The organism is Vibrio sp. CUB2, assembly GCF_001557945.1.
Classification (GTDB): Bacteria; Pseudomonadota; Gammaproteobacteria; order Enterobacterales; family Vibrionaceae; genus Vibrio; species Vibrio owensii.
In genome coordinates this window covers 1-21419 of the sequence record NZ_LNRB01000012.1, presented here as the reverse complement: position 1 = coordinate 21419, position 21419 = coordinate 1, and the positions used below count along the sequence as shown (strand labels likewise).

20 protein-coding genes are annotated in these 21419 nt (G+C 45.4%); 12 read left to right on the top strand and 8 right to left on the bottom strand.

The genetic code is table 11. The features are described from left to right. Positions 1–174: 174 nt before the first annotated feature. Positions 175–537, top strand: coding sequence for a 6-carboxytetrahydropterin synthase QueD (gene queD / locus ATB78_RS18630; RefSeq protein WP_005376896.1), 363 nt, complete (start codon positions 175–177; stop codon positions 535–537). Positions 538–668: 131 nt separating this feature from the next. On the opposite strand, the gene ATB78_RS18625 is transcribed toward queD, so the two are convergent. Then, positions 669–1454 carry a LuxR C-terminal-related transcriptional regulator gene (locus ATB78_RS18625; protein ID WP_061009821.1) on the bottom strand — a complete coding sequence of 262 codons (786 nt, stop codon included), beginning with the start codon at positions 1452–1454 and terminating at the stop codon, positions 669–671. Positions 1455–1719: 265 nt separating this feature from the next. Here ATB78_RS18625 and ATB78_RS29865 point away from each other — a divergent pair, with 265 nt between their 5' ends. Further along, positions 1720–1857, top strand: coding sequence for a hypothetical protein (locus ATB78_RS29865; protein ID WP_009706865.1), 138 nt, complete (start codon positions 1720–1722; stop codon positions 1855–1857). Between the two features lie 55 nt (positions 1858–1912). Here ATB78_RS29865 and ATB78_RS18620 read toward each other — a convergent pair whose 3' ends face one another. From ATB78_RS18620 to ATB78_RS18600, 5 genes are all read right to left on the bottom strand, one after another. Beyond that, positions 1913–2380, bottom strand: coding sequence for a GNAT family N-acetyltransferase (locus tag ATB78_RS18620; protein WP_009706864.1), 468 nt, complete (start codon positions 2378–2380; stop codon positions 1913–1915). Positions 2381–2487: 107 nt separating this feature from the next. Next, the gene (locus ATB78_RS18615; protein WP_061009819.1) at positions 2488–4203 is read right to left on the bottom strand and encodes an EAL domain-containing protein; all 1716 of its coding nucleotides are present in this window, start codon (positions 4201–4203) and stop codon (positions 2488–2490) included. Between the two features lie 230 nt (positions 4204–4433). After that, positions 4434–5795 carry an L-serine ammonia-lyase gene (locus ATB78_RS18610; protein WP_005438813.1) on the bottom strand — a complete coding sequence of 454 codons (1362 nt, stop codon included), beginning with the start codon at positions 5793–5795 and terminating at the stop codon, positions 4434–4436. Between the two features lie 97 nt (positions 5796–5892). Next, entirely contained in the window at positions 5893–7146 is a 1254-nt protein-coding gene (locus ATB78_RS18605; RefSeq protein WP_061009817.1) for an aromatic amino acid transport family protein, read from the bottom strand. Positions 7147–7492: 346 nt separating this feature from the next. Further along, complete coding sequence (locus ATB78_RS18600) at positions 7493–8092, bottom strand: CoA pyrophosphatase (RefSeq protein ID WP_020196933.1); 600 nt, start codon at positions 8090–8092, stop codon at positions 7493–7495. Between the two features lie 124 nt (positions 8093–8216). Here ATB78_RS18600 and ATB78_RS18595 point away from each other — a divergent pair, with 124 nt between their 5' ends. Then, positions 8217–8756, top strand: a complete 540-nt coding sequence (locus ATB78_RS18595; protein ID WP_061009815.1) for a heme NO-binding domain-containing protein — start codon at positions 8217–8219, stop codon at positions 8754–8756. Between the two features lie 6 nt (positions 8757–8762). Next, on the top strand, positions 8763–10463 hold the full coding sequence (locus tag ATB78_RS18590; RefSeq protein WP_061009813.1) for an ATP-binding protein: 1701 nt from the start codon (positions 8763–8765) through the stop codon (positions 10461–10463). A gap of 132 nt (positions 10464–10595) precedes the next feature. Here ATB78_RS18590 and pabB read toward each other — a convergent pair whose 3' ends face one another. Further along, positions 10596–11966 (bottom strand): aminodeoxychorismate synthase component I, encoded by a 1371-nt coding sequence (pabB, locus tag ATB78_RS18585; protein ID WP_061009811.1) that lies wholly within the window; start codon positions 11964–11966, stop codon positions 10596–10598. Between the two features lie 273 nt (positions 11967–12239). Between pabB and ATB78_RS18580 the strand changes: the two genes are divergently transcribed. The 8 genes from ATB78_RS18580 to ATB78_RS18545 all read left to right on the top strand — a co-directional run bounded on the left by ATB78_RS18580 (position 12240) and on the right by ATB78_RS18545 (position 20057). Continuing rightward, complete coding sequence (locus ATB78_RS18580; protein WP_061009810.1) at positions 12240–13757, top strand: fumarate hydratase; 1518 nt, start codon at positions 12240–12242, stop codon at positions 13755–13757. A gap of 174 nt (positions 13758–13931) precedes the next feature. Next, the gene (locus ATB78_RS18575; protein ID WP_009706856.1) at positions 13932–14117 is read left to right on the top strand and encodes a hypothetical protein; all 186 of its coding nucleotides are present in this window, start codon (positions 13932–13934) and stop codon (positions 14115–14117) included. A gap of 156 nt (positions 14118–14273) precedes the next feature. Then, positions 14274–15650 (top strand): YcjX family protein, encoded by a 1377-nt coding sequence (locus tag ATB78_RS18570; RefSeq protein WP_061009808.1) that lies wholly within the window; start codon positions 14274–14276, stop codon positions 15648–15650. Then, positions 15647–16687 (top strand): TIGR01620 family protein, encoded by a 1041-nt coding sequence (locus tag ATB78_RS18565; RefSeq protein ID WP_061009806.1) that lies wholly within the window; start codon positions 15647–15649, stop codon positions 16685–16687. Before ATB78_RS18570 ends, ATB78_RS18565 begins: the two co-directional genes overlap by 4 nt. 100 nt (positions 16688–16787) lie before the next feature. After that, on the top strand, positions 16788–18332 hold the full coding sequence (gene tyrR, locus ATB78_RS18560) for a transcriptional regulator TyrR (RefSeq protein ID WP_009706853.1): 1545 nt from the start codon (positions 16788–16790) through the stop codon (positions 18330–18332). 65 nt (positions 18333–18397) lie between these two features. Then, the gene (rimJ, locus tag ATB78_RS18555; protein WP_061009804.1) at positions 18398–18982 is read left to right on the top strand and encodes a ribosomal protein S5-alanine N-acetyltransferase; all 585 of its coding nucleotides are present in this window, start codon (positions 18398–18400) and stop codon (positions 18980–18982) included. Beyond that, on the top strand, positions 18983–19570 hold the full coding sequence (locus tag ATB78_RS18550) for an HD domain-containing protein (protein WP_061009802.1): 588 nt from the start codon (positions 18983–18985) through the stop codon (positions 19568–19570). Positions 19571–19583: 13 nt separating this feature from the next. After that, positions 19584–20057, top strand: coding sequence for a DUF2947 domain-containing protein (locus ATB78_RS18545; protein WP_039988342.1), 474 nt, complete (start codon positions 19584–19586; stop codon positions 20055–20057). A gap of 58 nt (positions 20058–20115) precedes the next feature. On the opposite strand, the gene ATB78_RS18540 is transcribed toward ATB78_RS18545, so the two are convergent. Beyond that, positions 20116–21078, bottom strand: coding sequence for an integron integrase (locus tag ATB78_RS18540; protein WP_061009800.1), 963 nt, complete (start codon positions 21076–21078; stop codon positions 20116–20118). Between the last annotated feature and the right edge of the window lie 341 nt (positions 21079–21419).

The window sequence follows — 21419 nt, the reverse complement described above, 5'->3', positions numbered from 1 at the left end:
TCATCTCCTCATAGGTGATTGCCTTTTTTATTTTTAAGTATTTTGTGTGATGACATCCTCGCTGACCGACTTTAACGATTGCGCTCGTAAGCTTTGTGGCAGCTATTGATAAAGGTTGTCATTAAAGGGTGAATTCCTTAGTATTGCGTGTCTTTTTAAAGCCTGAGAATCAAGATGAAAACAGAATTATACAAAGAGTTTATGTTCGAAGCGGCACACCACTTGCCACACGTACCAGAAGGTCACAAGTGTGGACGCTTACACGGGCACTCTTTCCTTGTTCGTCTTTATGTAGAAGGTGAAGTAGATCCGCATACAGGTTGGGTTGTTGATTTCGCAGAGATCAAAGCGGCATTCAAGCCAATTTACAACCGTCTAGACCACTACTACTTGAACGATATTGAAGGTCTAGAAAACCCGACTAGTGAAGTGCTAGCGAAGTGGATTTGGCAACAACTTAAGCCAAGCCTGCCTCTACTGAGCAAAGTAGAGATCAAAGAAACCTGTACAGCAGGTTGTATCTACAAGGGTGAGTAAGTTCCCTTTGCATTCCTATTAGAAAGGCAAGCCACGCGGCTTGCCTTTTCTTTATCTGATTATCTAGAACCGTTCTTTTTTAGCTAGGCTAAATGGCTAACCTAGGCCAAATGTCGACAGAGTAAGATGCGTTAGTAACCTATGCCGTTGCGAAGCGCGAACTGCACCAAATCCGCGTGACTATCGAGTTCTAACATATCCAACAGTCGATATTTGTGTGATTCAATGGTTCGAGGGCTGAGGTTCAACTCGGTGGCAATCTCTTTTGCCGATAAGCCTTTCGCCAGCAAACCCAGCACATCACATTGACGGTGACTCAACCTCAGCATTCGATGGTTTTCGTTATCCGTCTTCATATCAGGGCGGTGCAAACTGCGGTGAAGTTTTGAGTGTTGCCAGAAGGATAACCACATATGGGAAATGAACGTCACTTGCTCCAATTGCGTTTCGGTTAATCCACAGCGGCCGCTACCGAACAAAGTAAAAGACAATCCGCCCCAACGTTGACCAAATTGAGTTAATGGAATCGTATAGTGGCAACATGCGCCTTGGGCAGAAAGCATACGCAAAACGACAACATCACTAGTGGCGAGCTTGTCTTTGTCGAAGATTTGAATCTCTTCAGAGTTGCCAATCAGGCGCAGGTAGCGCTCACCGTCTTCCACACCGACTTGTTCCGCAGTCAGGATCTTGTGAGGTGCTCGCGCAACGGAAAGGGTCTTCCCCTGATTGAAGAAAAGCATGGAGTTCGGGAACATCGTCATGCGATCGATCTCAAACCAATCCATTGCTTCAAGCATGAATTGTTCGAGTTGGTTTTGACATTCATCTGCATGAGAAGTCGTCAAACTCTTCGCTTGACGCATCATGAGTGCTTCAAAACTGGTTCCTGTCGTTTTACCTATATCGCTGCCCATAAAAACTGGCTCATCTTATCGTTTTTTATAAATGCAGTAATTTTACTCTACATCCTGTTCATATCATTCTGCAGAATGGCTCCCGCATTAATTCGAAGTTTTTCGAATAACATACACTATATCCGTTTTATCTCAAGGAGAGAGTTCACGCACGTATGAGCAAAGAGCTCCAACTGCATGGATATCGTGGCTTTTTTAAAAATTATAGTTATTGGTGAATGGCGAGCAAGTCTCCGCCGCTTAATCATAGTCCGGAGAGGTTTTAATGAAAATGGTAAAACTGCGTTACCGCACAGGTTCACACAGTAGGTGGGTTGAAGTGGTAGTATCAACGTTTGTTGCTGAAGAATTAGCAAAAGAATACACAGGTTACGGCTGGCAAGCGGAAGTAATGGCAGTATGACTTAGTAAATAGGCAGGCTCATAAGGAACCTGCCTATTTTCATTTTAGGGGCAAATCAGCTTAATGCGTGGCGCAAGATCAGCGCTTTTCCACTCTCTTCGTAAATCGTTTTCTGGGTGTTTTCAAACCCCGCCGACTCAAACAGTTTAATACCGACTTTATTTTGGTTTGCGACCGTTGCGCACACCGAGTTGCTCTCCGCATCAATCGCGTAGCCATACATCATCAACTTTTGCAGTGTCGACGTACCAATGCCTTGTTGTTGGAATCGTTTGTCGATCATGATGTAACTCAGGCCCAATTCATGGCGTTTCGCAAAAGGGGCGTGTTGAGCAAACGCTTTGTCAATCACCAAGTACCCGACGGTTAAGTAGTCGTGGAAGATGGTGTAAAACACTTCTGATTTCGTCCTATTTTGGTAAGCCTGTTCAAATGGCTTAAAAAATCCTTTTTGATTTTCATGCACTTCCAATTGCATCAAGCTAGCAAAATCCTTTAGCTTGGCAGGTTTAATGGCGATCATGTTCTGAATCTATTCAGAGGCGGTAAACACAATACCGCCATTATAGTTGTGGATATTAAAAGTACGCAATCTGGTTATGTACAGATTTTGTCAATAAATTGAGGGAACTAGCGGCAAAGTGGATAGTAGAAACCTTGATGGATGTGGGCGCCCAATGTGGTGAGGAGATGTGCACACTCTGCGGTTTCAACCCCTTCTACGATAACCGTGCAGTGATAGGTATGACCCATGGCAATTAGCTGGCGTAGTGTCTCTACCTTTTTGTCATCTTGCTTTAAGTTCATCACAAACAAGCGATCAATCTTAAGGTAGTTGGGCGTGATGTGACTGATAAGCTCAACGTTGTTATTCCCAGTACCAAAATCGTCAATACTGATCTTGCAACCCATCTCTTTGAGCTTGCTGATGTTGTCGAAGATTTCTCGGGTGTAATACATCGAGGCGTTCTCGGTGATTTCAATGGTCAGCAGTGAGCAATCGAGTTGGTTAAGCTGTCGATACAAACGGGTAAAGTTATGGCCTTCAAGCAGAGAAGGGCACACATTAATGCTCAATGGCGCAAGGAGCGATTTCGAGTCACCGAAGACGGTTTTGATCACCAGTAGCGTGTGGTTTATCAGCAATCCGTTCGCTATCAAACTCTCTATAAAACGTTGAGTGTTTTTAACTTTAAAACGGGACAACACCTCGTAATGGATATTCTGCCGATTGGACGTATTGTGGATTGGCTCTAGCTTGAGATTAAATTCGCGGATTGCCCACATGTAAGTCAGCAGTGAGCTCAGCTTTTTATGCCTGATAGCGAACATTAGTATGAAGCTCAAAATCAAGAGGCTCGTAATAGGGCCAGAGACGTAATAGATCTCTTTATAGCCATTGTCGTTGACGTTGTAGAGGAAGGATTGCCCACGAGTATCACCGATTTCTAACGCTGTACCGGTGTTAGTACACACTTTCATCCCGGATAAGAACATGCGAGACATGTGACTCTCAATGTTGTTCGACAAATTAATGTTCTTCACTCGAACAAGAACTTGAGCTCCATCGAAAATAAAAGAGTGTGTGGTGTAACTGTCGTTGTTTAACCAAGTCTCACGATCTCTTTCGTTGACCGGAACCACAGCTTCTGGCGTGACTAAGCAGCGAATATTGTGCTTGTCTGTCATTAAAGCGGACTCAACCAATTGCACGTTATCGAATAAACCACGAAGCTGGTCTTCATATTCAAAACAGCTGCGCTGAGCAAGGTCGTGGGCAAAGTCCATCGCGCCATCGAAATAGTTTTGTCTGACGATGGTACTGATGGTGTAAAAACACACGGCGACATAAAGCAGCATGGTAAACGTGATAAAAAACAGCAAATTGAAGTAGAGCGCTCGGCTTCGCAAACAAATGCCTATCGCCATTCTAACGCTGTGCAGTGCGTGTTTGTGGATTCTTGATTGTTGCAGTAGTCCATCTTTTTGCGCATGTTGGCTATCGTAAGGCACAAAATATCCCTTTCGGTGGATGTTTTCGATAAGAGACTTTTGCGTCTCGACGTGGTTCTTCGTCAGTTGTCTGAACTTCTTTCGTATCGACGCTACAGCGTTCTTAAATCCATTTTCCGGCAACATCAAGTGATGTTGCGATGACAACTTCTTTTCGATTTTCCTCTGACTGATAGGCGCGTTTAAGCTACCAAAAGCGGCAATGGTGCTGAGGATTAAATATTCAATTCTGTTGACGGGGATAGCGGAGTGAATGGAGTTATTGAGCTGTAATGAAAGTTCTTTTTCGGACAAGCAAACGCAGATTTGGTTTCCAAGTTCAAACCTAATCATGTGTTAAAGCGCTCCAGGATTATTTTTTGAATACGTTATCAATATTGGGTTAGCAGGTATGTGACCTTCTACGGGCATATCCTAAACTTCTGGATATAGTCGTAATTTTAGATTTTTTTATAAAGCTCAATCTAGAGCGAATTTTTCTTAGGTGGGGTTTTAAAGGAAAAAAGCAAATGAAAAAAAGCCCGAGCACATGGCTCGGGCTTTTCAATTCAGAGAGGAGGGGATTAGCAAATCACTTTGATTGCTAGACCACCTTGAGATGTCTCACGGTATTTCGCGTTCATGTCTTTACCAGTCTCTAGCATGGTTTCGATAACCTTATCTAGAGAAACAGTTGGAGCTGAAGAACGACGTAGTGCCATACGAGTCGAGTTGATCGCTTTTACTGCCGCGATACCGTTACGCTCGATACATGGAACCTGTACCTGACCTGCAACTGGGTCACACGTTAGACCTAGGTTGTGCTCCATTGCGATTTCTGCCGCCATACATACTTGCTCTGGGCTACCACCCATAAGCTCAGCAAGGCCAGCTGCCGCCATAGAACATGCCACGCCAACTTCACCCTGACAGCCAACCTCTGCACCAGAGATAGACGCGTTGCGCTTGTAAAGACCACCGATTGCGCCAGAAGCAGCAAAGTAACGGATGTAATCTTTTTCAGTCACAGTTTGGATGAACTTATCGTAGTAAGCCAGTACCGCAGGGATGATGCCACACGCACCGTTAGTTGGTGCTGTAACAACGCGACCACCTGCTGCGTTCTCTTCGTTTACTGCGAAAGCAAACATGTTTACCCAGTCAACAACCGACATTGGATCGTTTGTTGTCTTTTCAGAAGTAAGCAGTTGCTGACGAAGTGCTGCTGCACGACGAGGCACGCGTAGTGGACCAGGCAGAATACCTTCTTCGTTCATACCGCGATCCATACACTCACGCATTGTGCGCCAGATGTTTGCGAAGTATGTACGAGTCTCTTCATCAGAGTGCAGAGAGTGTTCGTTCTTCATTACCAATGCGCTAATAGAAAGACCGCTTTCTTTACACTGGTGAACAAGCTCTTCTGCAGTTGTGTATTCGTAAGGAACCTTGATTGGGTTCTCTACTTCTTTACCGAAGTTCTCTTCATCAACGATGAAACCACCGCCGATAGAGTAGTAAGTCTTTGAGTACACTTTTTCGTCTTCGATCCACGCGTGGATCTGCATGCCGTTTTCGTGAAGCTCAAGGTTAGTAGTATGGAAGTTCATACCACCATCTTTCGGGAACGATACTGTATGACAGTGCATGCCAACAGGTAGGCGCTCAGTTTCTTCTACGCGAGCGATAAAGCCCGGAATAGAGTCGATATCTACTTTCTCAGGGGAGTTGCCTGCAAGACCCATGATGATCGCGATATCCGTGTGGTGACCTTTCCCTGTCAGTGATAGTGAACCATAAACGTCAACGGTGATTTTAGTGATGTCGCGCAATTTTCCCATTGAGCGTAAATCATCAATAAATTCTTTACCCGCTTTCATTGGACCTACAGTGTGTGAGCTTGAAGGACCAACGCCGATCTTATAGATGTCAAAAACACTAATCATATCGATTACCTCAGAACAAAGCCTCCCAAGGGGAGTTGGGAGGCTTTTTATTATCGTTATATTCTTGAATTAATCACGCTTTTATAGAGAGCGGTGATTAAAGAGCGCCGTAGATTACAGAACTAATTGCTGCAAGACCACAGATTGCTGTGAAAATCTGTACAGGTGCTGAAGTTTTGTACTTCGCCATTGCAGGAACTTTGTTCATAGCGAATACAGGCATCAAGAATAGGATTGCAGCGATCATCGGTGCACCCATTGTTTCAATCATGCCTAGGATGCTTGGGTTAACGATAGCAACGATCCAAGTAGTCACAACGATGAAGATTAGTGATGCTTTTTCGATCTTGCTCTTAGGAGTTTCAGAGCGAGATTTGATTAGACCAACTAGACCTTCGTGTGCGCCTAGGAAGTGACCGAAGTAGCTTGAAGTGATTGCTGCGAACGCCACTAGAGGACCCATGTAAGAGATAAGTGGAGACTCGTGAACGTTAGCTAGGTAAGACAGTACTGAGATGTTTTGTTCTTGTGCAGATGCTAGTTGCTCTGGAGATAGAGAAAGTACTACAGAGAATACGAAGAACATTACAAAACCCATTAGCATCATCGCTGCACCGCCAGTGATCGCGTCAGTTTTCTTAACTGCGTCATCACCGTATACACGACGTTGTTCTTTAGAGAACTGAGAGATGATTGGGCTGTGGTTGAATGAGAATACGATGATTGGAATTGCTAGCCAAACGATTGAAGGCATTTCGCCCCAGTTTGGAGACACTTCCATCATTGATGTATTCCAGTCAGGAATTAGGTAGAAAGAAAGCGCTAGTAGGATGAATACTAGAGGGTAAACCATTGCTGATGTTGCTTTCAGCATTAGCTCTTTACCGAATACTACACCCGCAGTCATAGCAGCGATTAACGCGCCAGATAGTAGCCAGCGAGGGATAGATTCCATACCCATTTGGTTAACTAGGAAAGAGTCAACCGTGTTTGTGATACCAACACCGTAGATTAGTACGATTGGGTAGATAGCGAAGAAGTAAGCAAAAGTAATAAGGTTTGCGCCAGTTTTACCAAAGTGCTCTTCTACTGTGTCAGTGATATCAGCTTCAGGGTTTTTCGCAGAAAGTACGAAACGAGCTAGAGATTTGTGTGCGACCCAAGTCATTGGTGCCGCGATTAGAGCTAGGATAACTAATGGCCAGAAACCGCCAGCACCTGCTTTAATTGGAAGGAAAAGTACACCTGCACCTACTGCTGTACCAAATAGGGACAAACACCAGGTGAAGTCTTTGTAAGAAAACTTACTAGACGATTGTGCGGTTGAAGCCGCAGAAGTAGTTGTATTCATTTTTGAGTTACTCATTTTGGGAACAGGAAATAAGTCGGGGCCAATTTTGCAAGATTTTGCACTAGGAAAATTAGATCTAAATCATGTATTGCTCGAGCTTATTGAATGATATGTCAAAAACCTGCTTTTTATCACGAAAATGGCGTGCTACACGTGATTATTGCTAATGAGTGGAATTAGAAAAACTTATCTGAAGCGGTTGGTGTATAAATTTTTCTCACCGCAAGCGTTTGCCTTATAAAAATCAAATTAAACTAATGTGAATTGATGTTTGAAAAATAACTTTTTATTAATATAGATGCACATAATGTTTGGCTTGATGGGTGAGTTGCCATTGATAAGACAGTTAGTTAGAAATGATGTGTTTTTGCATCGATTCGATAATTTGTGCTGTCATTCCCCAGATAAAATGACGCTGGTAGGGGATTGCAAACACACGGTGACTTGTCTTTCTTAGGTTGAATTTTGTACTGTAAAGCTTCTCGGGGTTCAAAATATGGTTGGCTGGCACTTCAAAAACTTCCGCGACTTCATTTTGGTCAATGCGAGTTGTGTAGTCTGGAGAAACGAAGGCCAAAAATGGCGTCACATTAAACTGGCTAATAGTAGGTAGCTTAGGTAACTGACCAAAAACCTGTATATGCGTTTGGTGAATACCAATTTCTTCTTCTGCCTCTCTAAGAGCGGTATTGACCAAGGTGTGATCGTCATTCTCATATTTTCCTCCAGGGAAGCTGATCTGCCCCGGGTGATGCCTCAGATGCTCGGCGCGCTTGGTCAAAATGACTTGAAGACCTTCTTCACGTTCAACAAATCCAATCAAGACAGCGGCATCTCGTAAGGTATTTTCTTTGAGGTGAGCTAAGCGCCCTAAAGACTCACGGTGATAGCCCGTCGGTAGTTGTAGTTGGAAGTTTTGTAACAGTGTTGATTTATCGATGACCAAAGTGAAATCCTTATCCCCAAATTGAGTGTGCTTTTGATGGTGTTGTGCGCATATTAATTTGAAACTTATAGAGTTATACACCATTCTTTATTTTAAGACGTCACTATAAGGTTAGTTGAAGACGATGAAAGGGATAATTTTCACAGAGTTCATGGAGTTAGTGGAGGACAAGTTTGGTCTGGAAGTGCTTGACCAAGTCTTGGACCTGTCTAACGATGAAGGCATTTACACCTCGGTAGGCAGTTATGACCATCGAGACCTTGTTAAGTTGATCGTTAACCTCAGCAAAGTATCTGACATTCCGCCAGAAAAGCTTCAAGAAGTGTTTGGTGAGTGCGTATTTCAAAATCTACTTAAGTCCATTCCAAACCATGCCAGTCTTCAACAGTGCACCACCACGTTCCAATTTGTGCGCCATGTAGAAGACTTTATTCATGTCGAAGTGAAAAAGCTTTACCCAGACGCCAATCCACCGCAATTTGATTTTATTAATGAAACAGAATCAGAAATGGTGTTTGATTATCGAAGTGCACGCTGTATGGCGCATGTTTGTGTCGGCCTGATACAAGGTTGTGCGAACCACTTCAATGAGGGTGTCGTTGTCAAACATCAAAACCAATCGGATGACGGAAGCCAAGTACGTTTTTGGCTGGAGGCTCAATAACTCAATATGACGGGAAGTTCCTCACTAGAAAGGAAACTCAAACGAGAAGTCGCGTCAAGAAAAGCGGCAGAAACACTGTTAGAGCAAAAGAGCTTAGAGCTGTATGAGTCCAATCAGCAACTGAGTGTCGCATTGAAAAAACTCGAGATGAAGTCTGAGAACGACTTACGTAAGTTCGAGTTTGAAGAACAAATCGATGCAACGCTGATCAAGTTTGGACGAACGTTCCTTTCTAGCACCTTTGACGAGACCATGATTGCCAGTTTCTTGGAGCAACTGACATCAAACTCGGTGGTTTCCGGCGCCTACTTATCTCTGAGCCAAGAGCATCTCTCATCGTTGCGTCGCCATCAGTTTGGCCATCTCGTGCTCGCTCATGAAAACGCGATACAAACCAAGCCTCATTGGATCGAGAATCGCCTCTACTTACCGATCATTATTGACTCAGCGATCTTGGGTGAGCTGATCTTTTCTGTCGCTCTTGATCAAGTTGATCAAGAGTTCACTTCCAAACAAATGGTGTTGGTTTCCGATCTAGTGCACGGCGTCATCAGCCGACATTTGAGCTTAGAGCGAGAGGTCGAACTGCGTAAGCGGGCAGAAGCGTCTGAAAAGGCAACCAAAGAATTTGTCGCGATGATCAACCACGAGCTTCGTACTCCGTTAAACGGCGTATTGGGCAGTGCAGAGTTGCTGAGCAAAACCGACTTGGGGGATGAACAGCAACAATACCTTGGTAACTTGATTCAATCCGGTGATTTACTTCGTGTCATCATTAATGACTTGCTCGATTTCAGTAAAATGAACGCGGGTATGATGGAAATCATCGATAAAGTCTTTGCTTGGAAGGACTTAGAGAACGCATTAACTGGTGTGTTTGCTGCGAAAGCGGCGGAAAAGCGCATTCATTTTTCGATCGACAAAAAGCTCGGTATTCCAGAATTTCTTGTGGGTGACTTCGAACGCATCACCCAGATTCTGGTGAACCTCATAGGTAATGCGATTAAGTTTACTCATCTCGGAGGCGTCGTTCTGCGAGTCGAGTGGGTCGATGGCTATGCGCATTTCGAAGTGGAAGACACTGGTATTGGCATTCCTTTAGAGGCGCAGAAAGCGCTGTTTGACCCTTTTGTGCAAGCTGACCGTTCCACCAAGCGAAGCTTTGAAGGCTCTGGTTTAGGTTTGGCAATCTGCAAGAACTTAGTCGATTTGATGGATGGTGAAATCAGTTTCGTCAGTGAGCCACGCAAAGGCACTACTTTTAAAGTTGTTGTGCCGCTCGAACAAGGCGAAGCACAGGGAAGGGCCGCAGGTGACGTGTCTGTCGGTAAATATATCGAACTGGCAGGACGCTCGGTGCTGGTGGTAGACGACATTCGTATGAATCAGGTAATCGTCACGCAAATGCTCAAAAAGCTCGATATCAAACCAGATTTAAAAAACAACGGCCTAGAAGCGCTCGACGCGGTAAAAGAGAAAGACTACGAGCTAATATTTATGGATTGTCGTATGCCAGAAATGGACGGTTATGAAGCGACGGTACATTTGCGCGAAGACGGCTTCACGAAGCCAATCATTGCGCTGACGGCAGGAACAACCCTAGAAGAGAGACAAAAGTGCATTGAATCCGGCATGGATGACATTCTCACCAAGCCTTACACCGCTGCTGATATAGAACAAATCATGTGTAAGTGGCTCGACGAATGATGCACGAGTCCCCTTTACCAGCAACAAACAATGATTAGCAAAAAGCAGTGATTAACAAAAACTAGCGATAAACAAAAACGGCTCTGTTATTACTACAGAGCCGTTTTTCTGAGTACTTAAAAGCGCTTTAAGTTACTTTAGCGCCGGTAAGATCTTGGACAGTTTGTCTAGCGTCTCTTGATATTCTGCTGCGCAATCACTGTCTGCCACGACGCCGCCGCCGGCCCAAGCGTAGAGCTTGTTATCTTCTGCAACCAGAGTACGGATCGTGATGCTGGTATCCATACGACCATGGCGTGAGATATAACCGATACTGCCACAATATGCGCTGCGACGATGCGGTTCTAACTCTTCGATGATTTGCATTGCACGTACCTTTGGCGCGCCAGTAATTGAACCACCCGGGAAGCAAGCTCGAAGCAGATCGGCAGCGCTGTATTGTGTATCCAAATCGGCGCGGATTGTGCTGACTAAGTGGTGCACCGCAGGGAAGCTTTCAATATCAAATAGCTTTGGCACATGAACGCTGCCCGGTGACGCGACGCGGCCAATGTCATTACGCAGCAAGTCTACGATCATTAAGTTCTCGGCTTGGTCTTTCTCTGCGGTTTGCAGATCGTGCGCATTGGCTTGGTCAAGCTCAGCATTTTGACTACGTGGACGTGTGCCTTTGATGGGTTTGGTTTCAATGACATTGTCTTTCAGCTCCAAAAAGCGCTCCGGTGACACGCTTACGATTGCCGAATGAGGCATGCGAATAAATGCAGAGAAAGGGGCTTGGTTCGCCGCTTCTAGTTTAGTGTAAGCTTGCCACTCGCTTCCTTGATAAGAAGCATTAAAGCGCTGTGCCAAGTTGATTTGGTAACAGTCGCCACTCAACAAGTATTCTTGAACACGGTCAAAACGTGAAGCGTAAGACGCTTGCGTCATGTTCGATTGCCAATCGCCAATCAGCTTAAAGTCTTCAACATCAGCTGGAGATTGTGAATTAAGCCATTGCCACGCTTGCTCAATGTTTTGGCCTACAACACACGCTTTTTCTAGTTTGTGGTCTACCACCAGTGCCCATTCATACAATCCAACAGCCATGTCTGGCGTTTGAAGGTCTTTGGTTGCAAGTTCTGGCATAGATTCAACACGGCGGCCTAGATCGTAACTGAAATAACCCAGCGCACCGCCGACAAACGGTAGATCCCACTCTGCGCCTAGCTCAAGGTTTGGCAAAAGCTGTTGTTGGAGCTCGTCTAATAGCGAGAACGGGTCATCTTGAGAGACGTATTCTTGCGTGTCTGTTTTGATTTGTGTCTCGCCAGCGATGGTCTCTAGCGTTGCGATTGGATTGGCGACCAATACATCAAATCGGCTGTCGATGTGCGTCTCAGAAGCCGAGCGTAAAAGCATCGCCCAAGGCTGCTGTTCGATACGAGAAAATAGGGAAATAGCGAGGTCGTTGGCGTAATCCAATGCCTTAAAATCAAGCAATTGCGTATCCATGTTGTTCATTTGTTTAAATTGTGACAAAGAGTTCGTTCACTGCATGGCATGTCATGGGCAGCAAGAGTATCATATTCATCTGTATAGCCAAACTACCTCTATACAAAGGCTTTGAGGTGGTTTTACTATATGAGAAGGCGACTTCAATAACTCGTGTGTCGATATCAGCCGTTCGACAATTGTTTACATAAAACGAAGCTCATTTAAGGGCAATAAGCTCAACAAACACGACAGAAGCCAAGCCAATAATGGAAGCAAAGCATAACAATAATGAGGCATGCAATGACGGTAATACGCACGCAGGATGTCATCAGCAGTGTTGCTGATGCGCTACAGTATATTTCTTACTACCACCCGCTAGACTTTGTTCAAGCCCTTGAAAAAGCCTACCACCGTGAAGAGAGCCAAGCAGCAAAAGACGCTATCGCTCAGATCCTAATTAACTCCCGTATGTCGGCAGAAGGCCATCGACCGATTTGTCAGGACACAGGCATCGTGACTTGTTTCGTGAACATCGGTATGGGCGTTCAATGGGATTCGACCGACATGACGGTTCAACAAATGGTGGATGAAGGCGTTCGACAGGCTTACACGAATCCGGATAACCCATTGCGTGCCTCGGTTCTAATGGACCCTGCGGGCAAGCGAATCAATACCAAAGACAACACGCCAGCGGTTGTACACATCAATATGGTGCCAGGCGATAAAGTTGAAATCCAAATCGCAGCCAAAGGCGGCGGCTCTGAAAACAAAACCAAGATGGTGATGCTAAACCCATCTGACGACATTGCAGAGTGGGTAGAGAAAACTCTACCAGCAATGGGCGCAGGTTGGTGTCCACCGGGCATGCTTGGCATTGGTATTGGCGGTACGGCTGAAAAAGCTGCGGTATTGGCAAAAGAATCTCTGATGGAACACATCGACATTCAAGACTTGATTGATCGTGGCCCTCAAAACGCAGAAGAAGAGCTTCGTCTTGATATCTTCAATCGCGTGAACAAGCTTGGTATTGGTGCGCAAGGCCTAGGCGGTTTAACAACGGTTGTTGATGTGAAGATCAAAACCGCGCCAACGCATGCCGCTTCTAAGCCCGTGTGTTTAATTCCGAACTGTGCGGCAACGCGCCACGTTCACTTCACACTTGATGGTAATGGTCCAGCAGAGCTAACGCCACCTAAGTTAGAAGATTGGCCAGACATCACTTGGGAAGCGGGCGAGAACACACGTCGTGTGAACCTAGATACCGTGACCAAAGAAGAAGTTCAAGAGTGGAAAACTGGTGAAACGGTACTGCTATCTGGCAAGATTCTAACTGGTCGTGATGCGGCGCATAAACGTATCCAAGGCATGCTAGAAGCGGGAGAGGGTTTACCTGAAGGTGTTGATCTAAAAGGTAAGTTCATCTACTACGTTGGTCCAGTGGATGCGGTTGGTGACGAAGTGGTGGGTCCTGCAGGCCCTACAACCTCAACACGTATGGATAAGTTCACAGACATGATGTTAGAAGAAACTGGCATTATGGGCATGATCGGTAAAGCAGAGCGCGGTCCTGCAACGGTTGAATCTATCAAGAACCACAAAGCGGTTTACTTAATGGCAGTCGGCGGCGCGGCGTACCTAGTTGCTAAAGCGATTAAGAAAGCTCGCGTGGTGGCATTCGAAGACCTTGGCATGGAAGCGATTTACGAGTTTGAAGTCGAGGATATGCCGGTAACGGTGGCTGTGGATTCAAATGGCGCGAACGCTCACCAGATTGGTCCTGATACTTGGAAAGTGAAAATCCAAGAGATGGAAGCGTAATCGACTTGGTCATCATTCGAGCGTCTCAATTGAGAGAATGTGACAAAGTGCTGATTTACCTAGCAAACATTTGACAAAAGTGCAGCGAAAGCTGCACTTTTTGTCTATATAATCAAATATAAACTTATAGGCATAGCAAATCTCACTGTTATGCTGACATGATTAGGAGACGGCATGCCTCGTTTTATTCAAATTCTACAAATAGTTCTTGCTGTTGTGATCGGTAGCTTTGTTGGCTACGACTTGATTCTTCACGGCATCAGTATCTTCGATGAAAAATACGTCACCATCACTTGTGTGTTATGGCTGATTCTGGAAGTTTGCCTATTCGTTATCTACAAGTTGATTGAAGACGATTAGACTTCACGTAAAAACATTAAGATCGCTAAGCCTCTGAAATTCTCAGGGGCTTTTTCGTTTTTGGAAATAGGTTTTGCAGTGAATACTTTGTTCATCTTTGATTAAGGTTGGTAAAATTACACTGCGTAGCAAGAATTGATGAGACAAATAAAAACGATGAAAAGAATAACACAAGAAGTGAATGACTTTATCAGCCGTGGTATGGACTCTAATGTCCGTATCGCCGTAACGGGGTTGTCGCGTGCGGGTAAAACCGCGTTTATTACTTCTCTGGTTAATCAATTACTGCATACCGCTACTCACGACAATTTGCCGTTGCTTAATGCGGCGCGCGATAAGCGTTTAATTGGTGCTAAACGTGAGCCTCAATCCAATATGATGGTTCCACGTTTTGCTTACGATGATGCGATGAACCAAATTCATGCCACGCCACCACAATGGCCAGTGCCGACCCGTGACGTGAGTGAGATACGACTGGCACTGAAATACAAGCCGAACAAAACCACCAAAAAGCTGTTGAGTAAAACTGCCGTGTTGAATGTCGATATCATCGACTATCCGGGTGAGTGGCTATTGGATCTGCCTTTGCTTGATATGGATTTCGCGACGTGGTCACAGACCCAATTTGAGGCGCTAAAAGGGCAGCGTAGTGAGCTTGCTGCCGACTGGTTAGCAGAGCTAGAAACGCTGGATTTAGCTGCGGAATTGAATGAAAAGCAGCTAGAAAAAGTCGCTAAAACTTACACCGACTATTTGCATGAATGCAAAGACAGCGGTTTACACTGGGTTCAGCCGGGTCGTTTCGTCTTGCCGGGTGAGCTTGAAGGTGCGCCAGTATTGCAGTTCTTCCCATGTCGATTTGATGCCGATGTGAAACCAGTTAAGGGCAGCAACTTGGCAATGCTAGAAGCCCGTTATCACGAGTATCAACAGAAGGTGGTTAAGGCGTTCTACAAGCATCACTTTGCTACGTTTGACCGCCAAATCGTGTTGGTAGATTGCTTACAACCGCTAAATGCCGGTGATGAAGCCTTTTACGATATGCGCCAAGCGCTTGAACAGATCATGCACAGCTTCCGATATGGCCGAAGCAGTTTCTTGCGCCGTTTGTTCTCACCAAAGATCGACAGAGTATTGTTTGCTGCGACAAAAGCCGACCACGTGACGCCAGATCAACATCCGCATTTGGTCTCTCTGCTTCAACAGATGGTGCATCCTGCGTGGCAGACCGCAGCGTACGAGAACATAGAAATGAGTTGTATGAGCATTGCTTCTATTCAAGCGACGACTTCAGGTTTCATCGCTTCGGGAGATAAAACCGTTCCCGCACTGCAAGGTACAACGCTTGATGGGGAGTCAATGACGATGTTCCCCGGTGAAGTGCCGAAGAAGTTCCCTAACACGGCTTATTGGCAAAACAGTGGCTTTGATTTTACTTCTTTCCGCCCAATGCCTTCAGAAAGCGACGAGCCGATGAAACATATTCGCCTCGATAAAGCATTGGAATACCTATTGGGAGACAAATTGAAATGAGCGAATTAAAACAAAAACAAGTCTTCTCAGAAAAAACGATGCACGGCGATCAAGAGAGTGCTTCCCCTGAATTGACGGCTCAAAAGACGTTTTCAGAAAAAGAAACCTTCGTACCTGTCGAGATTGAAGAGCAACAGGAAGAAACCGAACAAGAATTGCAGCTCGAACAGGTCATCCGTCCGAAATCGGGTCGCAAATGGCTGACAACGGGTCTCTTTGCCACCTTTGCCGGTTTAGTCGGTTGGCAAGCGGTCGATTCTGTCGTTACCGCAGTACAAACTGCCGATTGGTTAGCGCTAGGCTGGGCTGGCTTTATCGCTACCATTGCCTCTTTTGGCTTGGGCGCATTAGGCAAGGAGTTATGGAAGCTGCGCAAACTTCGTAACCACTTTAGTGTGCAAGAAGAAAGTGAGGCGCTTATTGATAGCCAAAGCGTCGGCAAGGGTAAAGCATTCTGTGAAAAGGTTGCAGAGCAAAGCGGGGTACTGGCAGAAAATCCTGGTTTTGATCGTTGGAAGAACAGCGTGAATCCTGCTCATAGCGATGCAGAAATCCTTGAGATGTACGATTCTATGGTTGTTAGTCAGCAAGACAAACTTGCAACCAAAATTGTTTCTCAGCACGCAACTGAATCTGCTGCTTTGGTGGCAGTCAGCCCACTAGCCGCCGCTGACATGTTGCTGGTGGCATGGCGTAACTTCAAAATGATCGACAACCTTTCTAAAGTGTATGGCGTTGAATTGGGTTACGCTTCTCGCATCAAGCTATTGCGAGCTGTGTTCGTGAATATGGCGGCAGCGGGTGCGAGTGAACTCGCTATTGATGCCAGCATGGATTTGATGTCGATGGATCTCGCCGGAAAAATCTCCGCGCGAGCAGGGCAGGGGTTAGGTGTGGGCATTTTGACGGCGCGTCTCGGTCTAAAGTCCATGGCACTACTTCGTCCTTTACCTTGGTATCCAGAACGCCAAGTGAAACTCGGTGCCATTCGTAAAGAGGTAGTGGCGAAAGTTGCATCAATTACGATGAAACCGTAACCAATATCACCTTTGACGGTGAGGATTGCTTGACGCCATTCCAAGCTTGGTAGAAACTACTGTCAACTTTTCCTGACAGTTGTGAATTGGGATATTTTCAGTGCGTCTTGAAGTCTTTTGTGAAGATAGACTCGGTCTAACCCGAGAACTGCTCGATATTTTAGCGTCTAAAAGCATCGACCTACGTGGTATCGAAATTGATATCAGCGGCATCATCTACCTAAACTGCCCAGATATTGATTTTGATACCTTTAGTGAATTGATGGCCGAGATCCGCCGTATTCCGGGGGTCAAAGACGTACGTAAAATCCAATTTATGCCAATGGAGCGCCACAACACAGAGCTGCTTTCATTGGTGGATAACCTGCCTGACCCAGTGTTTGCTATCGACCTCAAAGGCGCTGTCGATATGGCAAACATGTCCGCACTTTCTCTTCTTGGTCAGCACAAACAAGATGTTATCGGCACGCAAATTGGTATGTTATTGCCGAGTGTTCGTTTTAACCGCTGGTCTGAAGGCGTGAATGCTCGCACTCGCGAAAGCTTAGTGATCGATGGATTGGATTACATTCTTGAGTTGATGCCGGTCTATATCAAAGACGAAGCGCAAAACTCGACACTTGCTAGTACCTTGATGACGATTCGTTCGAGCCAACACGGTGCGCAAATCGAAGAAATACTCCCTCTTCATAATCAACTTGGCTTTGAGCATTTTGTTGGCTTATCAAATCGCCACAAAGCGCTGATGAACCAAGCGAAGAAGTTATCTGTTCTCGATCAGCCTCTATTGATAGAAGGTGAAACGGGAACAGGTAAAGAGATGCTGGCGAAAGCATGTCACAGCCGCTCTGGCCGAGCGAGCAAACCTTTCCTTGTTTTAAGCTGTGCATCCATGCCTGATGATGTGGCCGAAACCGAGTTGTTTGGTCATGCGCCGGGTTCGTTTAATCACGAACAAGGTCACAAAGGTATCTTCGAACAAGCAAACGGCGGTACCGTCTTTCTTGATGAAATCGGTGAGATGAGCTCGCATCTGCAAATCAAACTGCTGCGCTTCTTACAGGATGGTAACTTCCGTCGAGTAGGTGCTGAAGATGAAATGCACGTTGATGTCCGCATTATTGCCTCTACCAAGCACAACCTTGCAGAACTTGCTGAGGCTGGCAAGTTCCGTGAAGATTTATACTATCGCCTCAATGTCCTGACCTTGAATATTCCGCCTCTGCGTAAGCGCTCGAACGACGTAGCACCGCTGCTGGACTTGTTCGTAACGAAACACGCTCAGCAACTTGGCATCGACAAGCCGGAGCTGGATGAAGAACTGGTGGATGCATTAGCGAACTACCAATGGCCGGGTAACATGCGCCAATTGGACAATATGGTTCTGCGCGCACTGACTGAGATGGATGGGCATATCCTCAAGGCAGAAAACTTCAACTTACCTCAGCCACAAGCTATGGGTGGTGGCAGCGCGACATTGAACCTTGACGGCTCGCTTGATGAGATCATGCGTGATTACGAATCTCAGATTTTAGAGCGTTTGTATCAATCATTCCCATCGAGTCGTAAGCTTGCTAAGCGTTTGAATGTTTCTCATACCTCTATCGCAAACAAACTGCGTGATTATGGTATTCGTAAAGTCTAGAGTCGCGGTAAATACTGGGCTATCTGTAAAATGACCCCGAAATTAAATGGACGTTGTTATTCATAATGGAAGATAAAAGTTCTTCAATCGCCGTTCACAAGTTGGACGGCGACTTGCTTCTACGTACTGCAGAAATTGGCGATGCCGATATGATTGCAGAATATTTTCAAAGCAATCGCGACTACTTAAAGCCCTTCGAACCGAAGCGCGAAGAAGCGTTTTTCTCGGTAAATGGTTGGCTACAAAAGCTGATCAAATTGAATGAATTACATCGCATGGGACTGGGATACTATTGTCTGCTTGTTCATGCCGAATCTGGTAAAATGCTTGGCACGCTCTCTTTTAGCAACCTGACTCGTTTTCCATTCTATGCCTGCAACGTGGGTTACTCCCTTGCAGAAGACGCGCAAGGATATGGCTATATGCGCCGCGCGTTAAAAATGGCCTGTGATTACATGTTTGATGTGCAAAAGATACACCGCATTCAAGCGGGCTACATGCCGCATAACAAGCGCAGTGAAGCGGTGTTGCAGCACGTTGGGTTTGAGAGAGAAGGCTACGCTAAAGATTATTTGTTGATTAACGGTGAATGGCAAGATCATGTGCTTACATCGTTAACTAACCCAAACTGGAAAGCTGAGGCTCGATAAATGGAAAGATTGGATAAGCAGTTAGCACTTCTCATTGAACTGGATCAACTAAAGAGTGTGCTTCGTCGCACTCGGGTAAAGAGTGCCGACCGACGCTTAGAGAATAGTGGTGAGCACAGTTGGCACGTTGCGTTGATGGCAGTATTAATGCAAGAACATGCCAATGCGCCAATCGATATTGCTCGAGTGATGAAAATGCTGCTTATCCATGACGTCGTAGAGATCGACGCAGGCGATACCTTTGTTTATGATGTCGCTGCTTCAAAAGAACAAGAAGAGAAAGAACTGAGAGCGGCAGAGCGTCTGTTTGGTATGTTGCCAAGCGATCAGGGTGAAGAGTTGTTCTCTTTGTGGAAGGAATTTGAAGCGGCCCAAAGTGATGATGCGAAATACGCCAAAGCGTTAGATCGCCTTATCCCGATGCTACTCAACTACCACAATGATGGTCAAAGTTGGAAAGAAAATGGTGTAACGCGAGAGCAAGCGTTAACCATCAATAAAAGAATTGAATTTGGTTCTGTCACCCTATGGGACAAGGCCAAAGAACTGATTGAAGAAGCCACCGAGAAAGGTTGGTTGAAGTCGTAAGAAAGGAGACTGAATGTCTTATTTGCCTTTGGATGAATACCAAAGAAAATGGATTTTTACTCACCAGTCAATGCCAGTGCCTGAAGAGGACCTCGAGTTTATCAAGCCGATGAGTCAAGCTCGCGCCGCGCAGTTCTGGAAAGAGAACATTAGTGCACAAAGTCCTGATATGGATCGTTTGAGCTCGTCCGATTGGCCGATGAAAGAGTCTAATTGGTCAGAAGAAGTCGACTGGATGGCAGCTTGGGAAGCCGATGAACCCGAGTTACCAGAAGAAATCGTGGCGTTTATTGATTGGCAAGATGATGTCACGGTGTACTTCTGTTATGAGAAATACAACGTAATCGAGACGAAGTGGTCAACGTTCAAGAAATATTGGAAGAACTTTCTGTTCTATGATGATGGCCCGATTCTGCTCGGCCGCCGTCGCGCTCAAGCGCTTTGGTTTGACTCCAAAGGCAACGTCAAATTGGGCGAGCGTCACTAAACCAATTAAATGTGAAAGCCACCGGAGTACTTACTGTCACTCGGTGGCTTTTTCTTTTTCATAAGCTAGATAACGGACTCAAGACGCCTCCTGCACCGCGCTCGATGACGTGCGTGTAGATCTGAGTCGTTTTCACATCAGTATGTCCTAGCTGCTCCTGAACGGTTCTAATATCAGCGCCAGATTCTAAAAGATGAGTCGCGAAACTGTGTCTCAGGGTATGGCAAGTCACCGATTTTTCTATTCCTGCATCCTTTGCCGCTCGTTTAACAGCCCTTTGTATTGCGCTCTCATTGATATGGTGACGCCGAAACTCGCCAGTATCGTCATCAATGCTTAATTTGGTTGATGGGAAGAGAAAGTGCCAATTAAAGTCCAATTCTGCTCCGGGGTACTTCCGACGTAACCCATCAGAGATATAAACACCGGCATAACCGCCCATGTGACGGTCTTTCTGATAATAATCTCTCGCTAAGCTGACTTGTGCTTTTAACGGTTCATGTAACTCTTTGGCTAATGTGACCGTTCTATTTTTACCGCCTTTTCCTTGCCATACTCTGAGCGCACCATAGTCGTAATCAATATCTTGAATCCTTAATCGTAAGCACTCCATGATTCGCAAGCCAGAACCATACAAAAGCTGGATGTGGAGTTTGTATTTCGGGTCAATATGTTGAACAAATCGGCGTACTTCGTCTCTTGTTAGCACAACAGGTAGCTTTTTTTCAGTGAGTGATTTTTGAAACCTCATATTCAATGAGAGTGGCATCTGGAAGTACTCTCGATACAAAAATGAGATGGCGTTTAACGCAAGTGCCTGTGTTTTGACTGCCACTTTTTCATCAATAGCGAGATGACTAAGAAAGCGTTCGACATCGTCTTCAGAGAGCTTGGAAGGGTGGGCAAGCTGGTGGAAGACGATGTAACGCTTTATCCAAAACAAGTAGGTTTCAATGGTTTTCTTCGCATAGTGACGCGAGATCATATGCTCTTTAACACTCAGTAAAAACTGACTTTTCATAGTTATAATTTAACTGGTTGTTTATACAGTTTTATTAACTTAGCCCCTTATGGACAATTAGGCGCCAATGCACCGTCTAATTGCGTGTGTGAGCACACAGATTCATACTGATTTTCTATTTGTTTCATAAAGATAAGTGCTAGCATGCATACTTTCTTTTGTATTGAAAGAAGGCGGTAGCGTGCCTGAAAGGTGGCTGAAGGCCGTATAGAAAGCGTTAGTCGCCAGAAAAAGCTAGCGGTCAAAATCATGTTTCTAAGCTCAAAACTTGGCTACTGGCTACTGGTTGTTTGATTCATAGCTCCATCTTCGACGGTCAAAGCTCAGTTTCATCGGTTCTA